Annotated in this window: 15 protein-coding genes; 10 read left to right on the top strand and 5 right to left on the bottom strand. The window is 41.2% G+C overall.

Going from position 1 to position 14,817, the window contains the following annotated elements; all coding sequences use genetic code 11:
* Positions 1–279 precede the first annotated feature (279 nt).
* From GKC25_RS11595 to GKC25_RS11565, 7 genes are all read left to right on the top strand, one after another.
* Positions 280–882: a class I SAM-dependent methyltransferase gene (locus tag GKC25_RS11595; RefSeq protein ID WP_065098495.1), complete on the top strand. Its 603-nt coding sequence runs from the start codon at positions 280–282 to the stop codon at positions 880–882.
* Positions 883–1,308: 426 nt separating this feature from the next.
* Positions 1,309–2,523 (top strand): formaldehyde dehydrogenase, glutathione-independent, encoded by a 1,215-nt coding sequence (gene fdhA / locus GKC25_RS11590; protein ID WP_095285493.1) that lies wholly within the window; start codon positions 1,309–1,311, stop codon positions 2,521–2,523.
* A 98-nt stretch (positions 2,524–2,621) separates the two neighbouring features.
* On the top strand, positions 2,622–3,395 hold the full coding sequence (locus tag GKC25_RS11585) for a class I SAM-dependent methyltransferase (protein ID WP_034661467.1): 774 nt from the start codon (positions 2,622–2,624) through the stop codon (positions 3,393–3,395).
* A 42-nt stretch (positions 3,396–3,437) separates the two neighbouring features.
* Entirely contained in the window at positions 3,438–4,187 is a 750-nt protein-coding gene (locus tag GKC25_RS11580; protein WP_187704578.1) for an SDR family oxidoreductase, read from the top strand.
* 371 nt (positions 4,188–4,558) lie between these two features.
* Positions 4,559–5,779 carry an MFS transporter gene (locus GKC25_RS11575; RefSeq protein ID WP_095285491.1) on the top strand — a complete coding sequence of 407 codons (1,221 nt, stop codon included), beginning with the start codon at positions 4,559–4,561 and terminating at the stop codon, positions 5,777–5,779.
* A 70-nt stretch (positions 5,780–5,849) separates the two neighbouring features.
* Positions 5,850–6,890: a 2,3-butanediol dehydrogenase gene (locus GKC25_RS11570; RefSeq protein WP_034661461.1), complete on the top strand. Its 1,041-nt coding sequence runs from the start codon at positions 5,850–5,852 to the stop codon at positions 6,888–6,890.
* Between the two features lie 128 nt (positions 6,891–7,018).
* On the top strand, positions 7,019–7,849 hold the full coding sequence (locus tag GKC25_RS11565) for a manganese catalase family protein (protein ID WP_034661459.1): 831 nt from the start codon (positions 7,019–7,021) through the stop codon (positions 7,847–7,849).
* 37 nt (positions 7,850–7,886) lie between these two features.
* On the opposite strand, the gene GKC25_RS11560 is transcribed toward GKC25_RS11565, so the two are convergent.
* The 4 genes from GKC25_RS11560 to GKC25_RS11545 are packed head-to-tail and all read right to left on the bottom strand — an operon-like array spanning position 7,887 to position 10,929.
* Positions 7,887–8,600, bottom strand: a complete 714-nt coding sequence (locus GKC25_RS11560; protein WP_187703979.1) for an amino acid ABC transporter permease — start codon at positions 8,598–8,600, stop codon at positions 7,887–7,889.
* A gap of 12 nt (positions 8,601–8,612) precedes the next feature.
* On the bottom strand, positions 8,613–9,311 hold the full coding sequence (locus GKC25_RS11555; RefSeq protein WP_095285488.1) for an amino acid ABC transporter permease: 699 nt from the start codon (positions 9,309–9,311) through the stop codon (positions 8,613–8,615).
* Positions 9,308–10,168 (bottom strand): amino acid ABC transporter substrate-binding protein, encoded by an 861-nt coding sequence (locus tag GKC25_RS11550; RefSeq protein WP_309415651.1) that lies wholly within the window; start codon positions 10,166–10,168, stop codon positions 9,308–9,310. Before GKC25_RS11550 ends, GKC25_RS11555 begins: the two co-directional genes overlap by 4 nt.
* Positions 10,165–10,929 carry an amino acid ABC transporter ATP-binding protein gene (locus tag GKC25_RS11545; protein WP_034662017.1) on the bottom strand — a complete coding sequence of 255 codons (765 nt, stop codon included), beginning with the start codon at positions 10,927–10,929 and terminating at the stop codon, positions 10,165–10,167. Before GKC25_RS11545 ends, GKC25_RS11550 begins: the two co-directional genes overlap by 4 nt.
* Positions 10,930–11,073: 144 nt before the next feature.
* On the opposite strand from GKC25_RS11545, the gene GKC25_RS11540 reads away from it, so the two are divergent.
* Both GKC25_RS11540 and blaBPU read left to right on the top strand, forming a co-directional pair.
* On the top strand, positions 11,074–12,237 hold the full coding sequence (locus GKC25_RS11540; RefSeq protein ID WP_309415650.1) for an acyl-CoA dehydrogenase family protein: 1,164 nt from the start codon (positions 11,074–11,076) through the stop codon (positions 12,235–12,237).
* Between the two features lie 123 nt (positions 12,238–12,360).
* A complete protein-coding gene (gene blaBPU / locus GKC25_RS11535; RefSeq protein ID WP_262417013.1) occupies positions 12,361–13,149 on the top strand; it encodes a BPU family class D beta-lactamase in 789 nt (262 codons plus the stop codon).
* A gap of 55 nt (positions 13,150–13,204) precedes the next feature.
* Here blaBPU and cyoE read toward each other — a convergent pair whose 3' ends face one another.
* A complete protein-coding gene (cyoE, locus tag GKC25_RS11530) occupies positions 13,205–14,101 on the bottom strand; it encodes a heme o synthase (protein ID WP_370876314.1) in 897 nt (298 codons plus the stop codon).
* 108 nt (positions 14,102–14,209) lie between these two features.
* Between cyoE and GKC25_RS11525 the strand changes: the two genes are divergently transcribed.
* Positions 14,210–14,812, top strand: a complete 603-nt coding sequence (locus GKC25_RS11525) for a TetR/AcrR family transcriptional regulator (protein ID WP_034661446.1) — start codon at positions 14,210–14,212, stop codon at positions 14,810–14,812.
* The last annotated feature ends 5 nt before the right edge of the window (positions 14,813–14,817 follow it).

The raw sequence follows: 14,817 nt of genomic DNA, 5'->3' as shown, positions 1-14,817 counted from the left end.
ACCAAAGCCCATAATCTAGCACCACCTTTATCTAATCAAGATACATTCATAAAATATGCAGCTCATGCAGAAAACGAAATCAATCTGAGCACAATTAATGAAAACGCCTATTCAGATCAAAATTTTTTAAAGTTCTGCGAAACATTTTCTGAAAAGGTGCCGTCTAATCAATGACAACTAATTAGGACTAGGTCTTAAACTTTGTTAGGCGAGAGCCGATATGAAAAGTAAGAAAATTCGTAAATAGTTTTATTTACTGGTGCAAAGCAGGTGTTAACATTGATTCAAAGCTGGATTGGAAAACAAATGAGGGAACCAAAAGGCTTGTTCTCAAAATGGGTTGCCCGCTATATGGAAAAAAATCATCATAATATCAATGAATGGACGATTCAACTCTTAAATATACAAGAAAACGACCGAATTTTAGAAATCGGAACTGGAAGAGGCATGACATTATCGAAGGTAGCAGAAAAACTTGATCGCGGTAAAGTATATGGAGTGGATGCCTCTCGTCATATGATCAAATATGCAAAAAGAAAACATAAGAAGCTTGTAGAACAGGATAAAGCCGTCGTGACTCTTGGTAAAGCTGAGCATTTACCTTTTGAAGACAGATCATTCAATAAATTATTTACGGTACAGACCATCTATTACTTGAAGGATATTGAACAGGTCATGAAGGAAGTGTACCGCGTCCTTCAAGTGGATGGAGAAGTATTCTTATCTTTCCAACAGCAGGAACTGATGAAGGAACAAAAACGGTCACAATCTTTTTCATCGTATAGTGAACAAGAGATCAGCCGCCTATTTTCAGCGTATCACTTTAGAGAAGTTTCGGTTTATCACTATGATACATACATCTGTATCAAAGCGTTAAAATGATGAAAATATTTCCCAGGTAATGAACAAGCATTCAAAAAGAGGCTCTTCGTCAGAGGAGCCTCTTTGCTTACAATTGTACCCGTGATTGATGGGACGCAAAGTTAAAAAAGACTCTTCATCAGAAGAGTCTTTTCAATGTTATGTAGGCGCCAGCCAGGTGTGTAAGGAATGATAGTATATATAAGGAATTTGTTTGTCGATTAAGGATACCTGTCTGGCTTATTTCTTATATCGACACCGTTCTTCAAAAGTTTAGCTTTTTTTTCAATATTTTCTTTTTTATTTGACTGGAAGATACATTTTTCTCTCCCTGATAGACATTTTTCGCTTTTTTTATCTATTGTGCCATTTGAAGCAGGGAATTGCTTCATAAATAGAGAAAATTGTAGAGACTTCATTTTTAAACAAAAAGGGAGGAATGAAAACATGTCGGGAAACAAAGGTGTCGTTTATAAAGGAGCAGGAAATGTAGCAGTTGAGGATATTGGATACCCTGATTTGATTTTAAGAGATGGCCCGGGTGTACCGAAAGCCAATGTGGGGCGCAAATGTGAGCATGGCGTCATTTTAAAAGTAGTGACGACGAATATTTGCGGAAGTGACCAGCACATGGTGAGAGGGCGTACCACTGCGCCTGCAGGACTAGTCCTTGGTCATGAAATTACAGGTGAAGTCGTTGAGGTTGGACGAGATGTGGAGTTTATTCAAAAAGGAGACTTCGTGTCCGTTCCATTTAATATTGCTTGTGGACGCTGCGTCATGTGCAAGGAACAAAAAACTCATGTGTGCTTAAATGTAAACCCGGACCGTCCAGGCTCTGCCTATGGATACGTCGATATGGGCGGATGGGTTGGCGGTCAATCCGAGTACGTCATGGTCCCATATGCAGATTTTCAGCTGCTCAAATTTCCAGACAAAGATCAAGCGATGGAGAAAATACTTGATCTGACGATGCTTTCCGATATTTTCCCGACAGGTTTTCACGGTGCTTATACGGCTGGAGTAAAGCCTGGTTCGACTGTATATATTGCTGGTGCCGGGCCAGTAGGTCTTGCCGCAGCACATTCCGCTCAGCTCCTTGGCGCCTCTGCTGTAATTGTCGGTGATTTGAATGAACAAAGGCTGGAGCAGGCCAGAAGCTTTGGCTGTGAGACGATCAATTTAAGAAAACATGATCGAATCGGTGAACAAATCACGAATATCTTAGGAGAGCCAGAAGTTGACTGTGCCGTCGATTGTGTCGGCTTTGAAGCGTCAGGTCATGGAGATCAAGGAGAAGCACCTGCAACCGTTTTAAATACAATTATGGATATTACCAAAGTTGGCGGTAAGCTCGGAATCCCAGGGCTCTACGTCACAGAAGACCCAGGTGCAGTGGATGCCGATGCAAAAGTTGGATCTCTGAAAGTGCGAATTGGACTTGGCTGGGCAAAAGCCCATACCTTTGTGACAGGTCAAACCCCTGTCATGCAATATCACCGCAGTCTAATGAAATCCATTTTAAGCGGAAGAGCACAAATCGCCAAAGCGGTGAATGCGACCGTCATTAACCTTGATCAAGCTCCTCAAGGATACAGCGACTTTGATTCGGGTGTGGCGAAGAAATTTGTCATTGACCCGCACGGAATGCTTTCTCGATAATTTTTAACATGGAAGGGGCCGCTCAATAAAATGGGACGGCTCTTTATTGTGGAAAATCACATAGAATATACAAATCCATTTCAAAGGGGAGGAATCAGATGAATTCAGATCAGGCTAAAAGAAGAGTTGTAGAACAATTTGGGAGAAATGCAGAAAAGTATGTGACGAGTCAAACTCATGCAAAGGGAGCAGACCTAGATCTAATTGTTGAATGGGCAGCTCCAGAAAAAAGCTGGATCGTACTCGATATAGCAACAGGTGGCGGGCATACCGCAAAAGCACTGGCTCCATATGTGAATCAAGTGTTTGCGACAGATTTAACGAAAGAGATGCTTTCTAATACATCACTTCATTTAAAAGCGTATCCACAAATTTTTTATGTAGTAGCGGATGCAGAAAGCCTTCCTTTTTTAGATGGAACATTTGATATGGTCACATGCCGAATTGCAGCACACCATTTCCCGCACCCTGAACAGTTCGCCAAAGAGGCGTCTCGCGTATTAAAGTCAAATGGTCTGTTTTTCTTTATTGATAATGTTTCGCCAAATGATGAAGAGCTTGCACTATTTATCAATCAGCTAGAACGATTGAGAGACCCAAGTCATGTGTCCTGTCTATCTACAGAACAATGGAGGAAATTGTTTTTAGAAGAGGGAATAAAAGAAGTAAGATCAATGGAACGAAAAAAACGTTATCCTTTTCAAGAATGGGTCAAGCGCACAACGAAAACTTTAAAGGAAGAAGAGATTGTTACAGAATACTTGTTAGATGCTAACGAGAAAATAAAGCAATATTATAGATTAAAAATGACAGAGGAAAAAATAGAATCAATAGAGGTGGATGACTGGATCGCTCTTTTCAGGAAAGGATAAAAGTATTTCATTCATACCAGTTAGAAAGGAATCAATCATATGCTGAATTTTAAAGGAAAAACCGTTATCATCACAGGCGCAGCCAATGGAATTGGTAAAGCGATCGCCTGCGGCTATGCAAAAGAAGGGGCGTGTGTGGTGCTTGCGGATATAGATGAAGAGAAGGGGAAGCGTTTGGAGGAGCAGCTGAGAAAAGAGTCCTATGAAGTTTATTTCATCAAAACAGATATGAAACAAGAGAAGAATATCCAGCGCTTAATGTCGTTTGCAGCGGAGCGCTGCAAAACGATTGATATCCTCATCAATAATGCCGGTGTCATGTGCACAGTATCGCCTTATGAATTAACGGTCGATGAGTGGGATCGTGTGTTACATACGAACCTAAGAGGGACTTTTCTATGTGCAAGAGAAGCAGCACGTTATATAAAAGAGAATCCAAAAGGCGGTTCTATTGTGAACATTTCATCCACCCGCGCGACAATGTCAGAGCCTCATACGGAAGCATATGCTGCATCAAAAGGCGGAATATCAGCACTGACTCATGCCTTGGCTGCTTCTTTTAGCCCGGATCACATCACGGTGAATAGCATTTCCCCTGGATGGATTGAAACGAAGGATGAGGAGAATCTTCGAGAGGTCGACCACAAGCAGCATCTTTCCAATCGAGTCGGGGCGCCAAAGGATATTGTGAAGGCTTGCTTTTATTTAACAGATGAAGACAATCAATTTGTGACGGGTACAGATTTAGTCGTTGATGGTGGCATGACCAGAAAGATGATCTATGCTGATTAACTTGAAAAAAACATTGACGCTTTGATCGAGGCGCAGTACAATATGTAACAATTCAGCTGAAGATCGTGATGAAATAAAGACACAGCGCAAATAGAGAAGAGTACATCATAGCTGTCCCGCACAGAGAACTCCGTTAAGCTGAGAAGGAGCTGGGAAGCATGATGGAACCAAGCCTCTTAGCTCTGCACCGGATTCCTTCGGATGGTGGTGCAGCGAAATTCTCCCGTTACAGAGATGGGTTCATGATGACCTGCTAAGGTTCATCTGGCAACAGATGAATAAACTGAGGTGGCAACGCGGAGTAAATCCCGTCCTCAAGACAGAAATGTCTTGGGGGCGGGATTTTTTTATGACAAATAGGGGGAACAGCTATGAAAAAACATTGGCGGGATATGAGTTTGCTGCTTGGAGCCATCGGAATTGCGAACATAGGAGAATGGATTTATATGATTGCTCTCCATCTGCTCATTTTTCAAGAAACGGGCTCTGTGCTGGCTGTAACAGCCGTCTATATGCTGAGACCGGCTGCAGCTTTTTTGACAAACAGCTGGTCTGGCAGTTTGGTTGACAGGCTGAATCAGCGGAATGTGATGATCAGCTTAGATATCACCCGGGCTATCCTGATCGCATGTGTACCCTTTGCGTTATTTTCAGGACATCTGCTGATCCTGTATGTGATGGTGTTTCTCATTCAAATGGCACAAGCGATGTTTCATCCAGCTTCGATGGTATATATGACAGGATTGATCCCGGCGGATAATCGAAAACGGTTTAATGCCATTCGCTCATTATTACAATCGGGTGGATTTTTACTTGGACCCGCAGCAGCAGGTCTGCTTTTTTTAATCGGTACACCTGTTTTTTCAATTTATATAAATGCGATCTGTTTGTTGATATCTGCTCTGTTAACGATGTGTTTACCGAATTTGCTAAAACAAGATGCTGGCCAAAATGGCTTTTCCCTTTCAATGTTAAAAGAGGATGCGAAGCTTGTTCTTCGGTTTAGTTTGACATCACGCCAGATTATGACGGTGTATTTATTGTTTAGTGCCGCCATCACGGTGCTTCCTACTGCCATTGACTCTCTTGAAACAGCCTTTGCAAAAGAAGTGCTGCTGCTGACTGATACAGAATATGGTCTTCTTGTCAGTATAGCTGGGGCAGGCATCATCACAGGCGCAGGTCTCAATTCGGTGATTGTGGAGAGGCTGCCTGTTTCGATCATGCTTGGGATTGGCAGTTTGTTTGTTGCATGTGGCTATCTCATTTATGCTTTTTCCAGCACATTGTTTGTAGCCGCTGTTGGTTTTTTTATACTAGCATTCTTTTTAGCATTTGCGAACACAGGTTTTATGACTTTCTATCAAACGAATATCCCGGTAGAGGTCATGGGGAGGGTAGCCAGTTTTTATGCTTTGGTTGAAGCCATTCTGACGATGATGATGACAGGGGTCTCTGGTGGACTTGCACATGTTTTATCAATCCGAACCTCCGTTGTCATCGGGTGTGTATGTATGCTTCTTGTCTGTTTATTGCTATGTTTTGTCATCTTTCGTCCATTGAATGTCAAAAAAATAGTGCATCCTACTTAGAAAATTAAAAAAATTATGTTATGATTATTTAAGTAAGTTAATCAAATTGATGAGAAAAGGAGTCTTACACATGAAAGCACTACGCTGGCACGATCAAAAGGACATTCGACTAGAGGAAATTGACGAACCAACAGTTGCTCCAGGAAAAGTGAAACTAAAAGTAAAATGGTGCGGCATTTGTGGTAGTGATTTACATGAATATTTAGGAGGACCGATTTTCATTCCAGTGAATGAACCTCATCCACTTACAAAAGAAAAAGCACCCGTTACGCTGGGACACGAGTTCTCTGGTGAGGTTGTTGAAGTAGGAGAAGGCGTGAGCAATTACAAAGTAGGCGACCGAGTGGTTGTTGAGCCTATTTTTGCGACTCACGGACACCAAGGTGCTTACAACTTAGATGAAAACATGGGCTTTTTAGGACTTGCCGGAGGCGGCGGTGGATTCTCTGAATATGTATCTGTCGATGAAGAATTACTTCATTTATTACCAGACGAAATCTCATATGAGCAAGGTGCGCTTGTAGAGCCTTCTGCAGTTGCTTTATATGCGGTTCGTTCTAGTAAAGTACAAGCTGGGGATACAGCGGCTGTGTTTGGCTGCGGACCAATTGGCTTACTTGTCATTGAAGCATTAAAAGCAGCTGGTGCTACTGATATTTACGCAGTAGAATTATCTAAAGAACGCCAAGAAAAAGCTAAAGAGCTTGGAGCGATCATTGTTGATCCTTCTCAATATGAAGATGTTGTTCAAGAAATCGCAAGCCGTACAAACGGTGGCGTCGATGTTTCTTTTGAAGTGACAGGTGTACCTGTTGTATTGAAGCAAGCCATCCAATCAACAAGAATTTCAGGTGAAACAGTCATTGTGAGCATTTGGGAAAAAGGCGCAGAAATTCTGCCAAATGACATTGTCATTAAAGAACGTACAGTCAAAGGAATTATCGGCTACAGAGACGTATTCCCATCTGTATTAAACTTAATGAGAAAAGGCTATTTCTCTGCAGATACGCTCGTCACGAAAAAAATCAAGCTGGACGATGTGATCGAGGATGGTTTCCATGCATTAATCAATGAAAAAGATCAAGTGAAAATTTTAGTTAGTGCTGAATAAGTAGGATGACAAAGGGAATGGCAGAGGCCATTCTCTTTTTTTGTGCACATATTCTGCTCATTTTCATAAAGAGGCATGCGGTTGAATAGTGATAAGTGAAAAGATGTTTTGATAAGGGAGATGACATCATGTTTTATCACATCAAAGAACTGCAATATGAAGCAAAGCCCTCAAAGCCTGATCCGCTTTACGCGAAAAAGCTGCAAGAAGTATTAGGCGGACAGTATGGAGAAATTAGTGTCATGATGCAATATTTATTTCAAGGCTTTAATTGCCGGGCAGATCAAAAATACAGAGATTTATTGTTTGACATAGGGACAGAGGAAATTGGTCATGTCGAAATGCTGGCGACGATGATCGCGCGTTTACTAGATAAAGCACCAGTTAAGGAACAAGAAGAGGCGTATCAAAGTGACCCCGCACTAGCAGCTGTTATGGGCGGAATGAATCCTCAGCATGCAATTGTTGCCGGTTTAGGAGCAATGGCAGCGGATAGTCAAGGGTATCCGTGGAATGCCAAGTATATCATTGCAAGCGGAAATTTAATGGCTGATTTTAGGGCCAACTTAAATGCAGAATCACAAGGGAGGCTTCAGGTCACAAGGCTCTACGAAATGACCGATGATCGCGGCGTGAAGGATATGCTTTCTTTTCTTATTGCCCGTGATACATATCATCAAAATATGTGGCTTGCGGCCATTAAAGAATTAGAAGAACGAGAAGGGGACGTCGTCGTACCAACCACCTTCCCGCGCTCACTAGAAAAACAGCAAGTATCCTATGATCTGTTTAACTTCTCAAGAGGAGAAGCAAGCAAGGAAGGCAGATGGGCATATGGCCGAAGCATGGATGGAAAAGGGGAATTCAGATATATTTCTGCACCAGTCGTGTTCGGTTCCGCACCAAAACTAAAACCCGCACCAAAGGAACTGTTTAACACACCGAAAAAAGGCGAATAAAAAAAGCCGGTCAGGTATTTGAGCCTGATCGGCTTTTTTAACGTCCAAGAGATCTTCCGTACACGCTGACACGTTTCTCTAACAAGGCAAAAGCGAGTTCAAAGAAAATGCTCAGCAGCCAATAGATCAAAGCAGAGACGAGGTACGTTTCTAAAAACTGATAGCCGTCATTCGCAATGATCCGGGAAATCCCCATGATTTCAAGTACTCCAATCGTAAACGAAAGAGAGGTGGCTTTTAATAGCTGAATGAGCTGATTGCCTAGATTCGGTAAGGCGACCACAAAGGCCTGCGGCAAAATAATGCGCATCATCGCCTGGCGCGTCGTCATACCCACAATTTTTGCCGCTTCAAGCTGCCCTTTGTCTACCGCAAGGAGTGCACTCCGAACCACCTCTGTTAAATGGGCGGCTGAATGGAGGCTGAAGGTAATGAGGGCAACAGCTAATGGGGAGACCATATCTGGATGAAAGGTCAGCCCGAATGTACCGCTCACTTTGGTTAGAACAAAAGGGAGTCCATAAAAGAAAGCGAACAGCTGAACAATAAGAGGCGTTCCTCTAAAAAAGGAGACATAGAGTGTCACAAGCTGCCTGAGTACAGGAATGCGAAAGAGACGAATGAAAGCAAAAACAGATCCGATCAAAAGGCTCACAGCCATGGAAACGAGTGCAATCAATAAAGTAAAAGGAACGCCTTTTAGAATATGAGGTACTTGGTCAATCGCAAATTGAATATCAATGGTTTGCATCAAATCGCCTCCTTAACGTGACAGGCTGGTGCGGCCTTTTACAAATTTCCTTTCAAGCAGCATGGTGATCAGTTCAATGCTCATGCAAATGAGCCAATACACAATCGCAATGATCGCGTACACTTCAAACATGCCGATCCCGTAGTTATTTCCTAAAATGATCTTCACCTGTCCCATGATATCAATAAGTCCGATTGTAAAGGCAATCGCTGTGTCTTTCACGAGATCAATGGTGTAATTTCCGAGGTTTGGCAGTGCAATGAGAAAGGCCTGCGGGATAATAATCCTGATCAAGGCCTGTGTATCTGTCATCCCAACAATGTAGGCGGCCTCCAGCTGGTCCTTCCCAACAGATGAATACGCACTGCGAAAGACTTCAGATAAATAAGCGCCAGTATGTAAAGAAAACGTCATCATCACAAATAACACACGATCCCAATGATTGATTTGAATCCCTGCCACAAGTAAAAGCTGAGGCAGTCCAAAATAAATCAAAAACAACTGAACAATTAAAGGCGTACTTCGTGTAAAAGATAAATAGATAACAGCCAATTGCTTCAGCACTGGGATTTGCTTGATACGAATGAAAGCAAATAGCAACCCGATGATGATAGCAAAAAACAATGACACCGTAATAATGAGAAAAGTGAGTGGCAGGCGTTCAAGCACCTGTAAAAAGATGCGCAGCCAATCTCCAGCTGTAAACGTCATGACGCTTCCTTCCTTTCTTCATTTTGATCCCCTTGCTCTGAGATGTCATCAATATTTTGAAAGAAATCAACACCAAACCACTTTTTCGCAAGCTTAGGCAGTGTTCCATCATCAATCATTTCTTGTGTGATCCGGTCCAAATCTGCTGCAAGCTGCTTCTCGCTTGGCTGTAAGACAAGATAGATAGGCTCCTTTGACACAATGCCGCCAACTTTGACCTTTAGGTTCAAATGCTTTTGAATGGTATCAAAGGTTGAAATGTTCATAAATGCTGCATCGGACCGTCCGCTTTCAACACGTTTTAAGTTGAGTTCATTTGAAGGACTTTCAATGGTCGTCAGTGGAATATCCGGATTATGCTCTTTATTATATTGATTTAATATCGAACGCAAGCCTCCGCTAGGACTGACAGGAGCCAGTTTTTTAGATGTCATATCATCAAGCGATCGAATCTCCTTGTCTGATTCATCAACAATTAAACCTGTCATCGAATAGCCATACGGGACCTTAGGGTAAAGGAACCGCTTTTCACGTTCAGGGTTACTAAAAAACCAATTAGCCGCCATTTCAAACTTCCCTGCGCCTACACCGATTAAATTGGATTCTTCCTCGCCAAAAATGTAATCAAAATGTACGTGGGGAAGCCTCTTTTCCACTTCATTTAAATAATCAATGTTATAGCCAATCGGTTCGTTTCGGTCATTTGTTGCTAAAAAGGGTGGATTGACCTCTGCACTCAGTGCGACTTTCACAATTTGTCTGCCGTCATCTGTCGTGGTTTTCACACTGCTGCAGCCAATCAGAGAAAGGAGAAACAGAAGGACACCGGACATCATGAATGCTGTCTTTTGCTTCATTTGTCTTTCTCCGATCCTTGCCACATTCCGCGATGAATCCTTGATAAAAATTGTTTCGTTCGTTCATGCTGTGGTTTCAACAGGACGTCTTCTGGTGAGCCTTTTTCAACAATTTCGCCATCTGCCATAAAGATCACCGTATCCGCCACGTCCTTTGCAAAAGAAATTTCATGTGTCACAATGACCATCGTCATTCCTTGGCTCGCAATATCTTTGATCATTTCAAGAATTTCTCCTACCATCTCTGGGTCCAGTGCCGACGTAGGTTCATCAAACAAAAGCACCGAAGGGTTCATCGCAAGAGCGCGGGCTATGCCAATTCGCTGCTGCTGACCGCCAGATAATTCACTCGGAAATGCATCTTTTTTATGAAGCAGTCCAATCCGCGTTAAAAATTGCTCTCCGACCTTTTCTGCTTCTTTCTTAGACATGTTTTGAGACACAATCAATCCTTCTGTAATATTTTCAAGTGCTCGTTTATTTTGAAACAAGTGATAATGCTGAAACACCATGGAAGATTGCTGCCTGAGTTTTAGAAGATCTTTTTTTTGATATCGTTCAAATTGAATCGTGGCTTCACCAACCGTCAGCTCTCCTTTATCTGGAATGTCGAGGCTGTTTAAACTGCGAAGAAGTGTTGTTTTTCCTGATCCGCTCGGTCCAATAATTGCGACCACTTCACCTTCCGTTACGGTGAAATCAATGCCTTTTAACACATGGGTCTGCCCATAAGATTTATGTAGATTAGTAGCTGAGATCATAAAAGCATCACGTTCCTTTGACATATGTACTTAATATTGATAAAATTTAACACATTAAATCCTATAAGTAAAGTGTGTTTTATTTATTCCGATTGGAAAAATCAGATATGATAGATTGTGAGAAACAGAGGAGTTGGATACGTTTTGTCTAAAGCATTATTTGTCGATACCGATTTTCAAAAAACATGGCTCAATCAACTAGAATCTCTTCGTGAAACGATCGAACAAACGGCAAAAGAACATGATGAAGGCGCTTATTTTCCTGAAAAAAATATTGAATCATTAGTAGAGATGGGCTATACGACGTTGTCTCTTCCTGCTGAATACGGAGGCGGAGGTCAATCTGTGAAGGATATGGTTCTGTTTCAAGAGACGCTCGGCAGCATGGACGGAGCAACTGCCTTATCAATCGGCTGGCACCAAGGGGTTGTAGGCGAAATCTACGAAAAGAAACAATGGAGTGAAAAGCAGCTGCAATTCTTTGCGGAAGAAGTGAAGAAGGGCGCCCTTGTCAACCGTGCCGTAAGCGAGGCGCAGACAGGCAGTCCAACAAGAGGTGGGAAGCCTGGAACAACAGCCACCAGATCAGATGATGAGTGGATCATCAATGGACGTAAAATTTTCACAACGATGTCACCAGCGCTTACATACTTTTTAGTCGGCGTATGGATCGAAGAAAAAGAGGCGATGGGTTTCTTCTTAATTCATCGTGAGACAGAAGGTGTTTCAATAGAAGAAACGTGGAATGTTGTGGGCATGAGAGGAACAGAAAGCCATGATTTAATCTTAGATCAGGTTAAGGTCTCAGATGACATGCTTGTTGAGGTGCAAAAAGGGCCGCGGGGTGGTACGCTAAATCCTTGGATTGCACACATTCCTTCCTGCTATTTAGGGATTGCGCAAGCGGCAAGAGACTATGCTGTTCAGTATGCCATCACCTATTCACCGAACAGTATCAGCGGAACGATTAGTGATCTGCCAAATGTCCAAACACTTATTGGTGAAATTGACTTACTATTAAAGCAAGCACGCCACGTCATCTACTCAACGACCACATTGTATGAAAAGCCGGAGAAAAGAGAGCTGTTAATCAATGAATTCGGCGCTGTGAAACATACAGTGGTCAATCACAGTCTGCAAGTTGTTGATAAAGCCATGCGTTTAGTCGGTGCAAAAAGCTTAAGCCTTGACTGTCCACTGCAGCGTTACTATCGAGATATTCGTGCCGGGCTCCATAACCCGCCAATGGACGATATGACGATTTCAAAAATCGCGAAGCAAGCTATTGAAGAGAAAAAAGAAAGCTAATATACAGCAAAAAGCCGAATGAACCGGCTTTTTTTGTTTGAAAGAAAAGAGGACAAGCGTACCTTATATCTCATCGCTCAACATGCTACAATCAATGGAATCATGGGAAAAGGAGCGATTGTTTTGAAGAAAAAGTATATAAAATGGCTGTTTACTGGCATGATGCTGATGGCACTTTGTATAAGCCAGCCTTCATCAACTGAAGGAGCATCACCAGCATGGTCAGTAGATGAATTCTTGAAAGACCGAGAAGGCACATTTGTGATTCAAGAAGTAAAAGAAAAGTCGCCCTGGGTGTATAACAAAAAAAGAGCGAAAGAGCGCTTTGCACCTCAATCGACATTTAAGGTAGCAAATGCCTTAATCGGACTCCAAACAGGCGCAGTGAGAGATGAATATGACATCAAATATTGGGACGGAGTGAAAAGAGAGATTGACCACTGGAATAGGGATCATACACTAGGATCTGGCATGAGAGATTCAGTCGTCTGGTACTATCAAGCCATGGCCCGTGACATCGGTGAAGAACGCATGAGTCAGTGGGTGAAAGCCATTCATTATGGGAACGAAGACATATCTGGCGGAATCGATCAATTTTGGTTAAGCAGTACGTTGCGTATTTCTCCAGTTGAACAAGTTCGTTTCCTCAAACAGCTATATGAAGAGACTCTCCCATTTGACCTAAACGCCATGAGAACGGTCAAACGAATGATGATTCAAGAAGAAGAGAAACACACCACCCTATACGGAAAAACAGGCTCCGGCTCAGGCATCGGCTGGTACGTAGGCTTCATCAAACATGAAAACAAAACCTACATCTTCGCCACAAATATCGAAGGCACCGGAATAGAAGCAAAAGAAATCACCTATCGCATTTTGAAAAAATATCATTTGATTGAAGCATCCGTTTAGGGTGCTTTTTTATATGAACTTATTATGGTTATCTACAAAACTAATGTTTTATTAATCAAAAAATTTGACGAGTAAGAGAATAGATAATGACCGTTGAATAAAGAGTTGTCATATAAATTAGTGAATAGACAAACATAATTGATGCCCACTTCTCGGAATGCATTCGCTTGTAACCCAAAATACTTAAGCAAATCCATATAAGGCCTAAAAAAAAGGATACAAGCACAAGCCCTATGCTTAAAGAATGGAAAAGAAAACTGCTTAAGGTAATTGCTAAGATATAAAGATTCGTTTGTAAGTATGTTCTTTTCATTCCTTTTACAACCGGTAACATGGGAATGTTTGCTGCCTTGTATTCATTTTGTTTTCTAATAGCTATCGAATAAAAATGCGGCATCTGCCAAATAATTGTAATGAAAAACAACCCCATAATAGCTGGGTGTGATATATCTGGTGAAATAGCTGCCCAACCAATGAGAGGAGGCATTGCTCCAGAAATACTACCAATTTCTGTGTTGTATACGGTTTTTCTTTTACTCCATATTGTATAAGGAAAAATATAAAAAAATAAACCAATCAATCCTATAATAGCTGCTAGATAGGTTGTAAATGCTAAAAAGCCTAGTCCTAAAACAGACATTAAAATACTAAGCCATAGAACTTTTTTAGGATTGACTTCTCCTGTTACAGTAGGTCTGTTTTTTGTTCTATTCATCACTGAATCTATGTCCCTATCATACAAATTGTTTAAAGCTCCAGCAGCACCAATTAATAAAATTGAACCTGCAAAAGCCAATAGTATCTCAATAGATTTATGAAGGATGTCAATTTGATATGTGTATAATGCCAAGGTTAAGCCAGCACACATTGGGATCAAATTTGATTTAATAATCCCTGATTTAACTGTTTGAGCGATTATTTCCATTTTCGTTTTGTGAATTTTTTTCCCCATCTGTCGCATTGTTTTTCTCCTTTTCACATTATATACTCTTTTGAATTTATATACTAATTGGTATATTAATTCTATATGGTATGATTGTCAAGAAAAGGAGGTAAAGGAATGATTAGACAAAGAAAGACGCAAAATGAAAGGAAAGAAGAAACAAGAAAATTACTCTTAAATTCTGCAGTTGAGAATTTCGCCAAGTATGGTTTTCATGGGGTCTCCATTGATAAATTGACAGAACATGCGGGATTTAGCAAAGGGGCCTTTTATGCGCATTTTCATTCAAAGGAAGAGATCTTTTTGGCACTATTGAAACAACAAATGCAATTACATGTAGAAAAAATCAATGCTTTAATAGCAGAACAACCTTCTCTTTTACACTTTTCAGAAAAAATGAATCAACAGTCTATTCAAAGTCGTGAAGAAAATCGGACGTGGAGTCTGCTAAACATGGAATTTCTTCTGTATTCAATGAGAAATGAAGAAGTAAGGTGTCAGTGGTCAAATATGATCCTACAATCGGTAAAACAAATATCGCAATCCCTTGAGAATTTGATGAAAAAAGAGAACCTTACATGTGCCCTTTCTTCTGAAGAAATGGCATGGGCAATTCTTTCACTGGAAAATGGTGTAGCAATATTCCACTATATTAGTCAAGACCATATACCAATTGATTTATTAGAAAAATCCCTAAAAAGAATAATTTCATATAAATAAAAATT

The sequence above is a fragment of the Bacillus pumilus genome, assembly GCF_038738535.1.
Lineage (GTDB): Bacteria > Bacillota > Bacilli > Bacillales > Bacillaceae > Bacillus.
The sequence above is the reverse complement of the archived record's forward strand: the minus strand, read 5'-3'. Positions and strand labels throughout refer to the sequence as shown.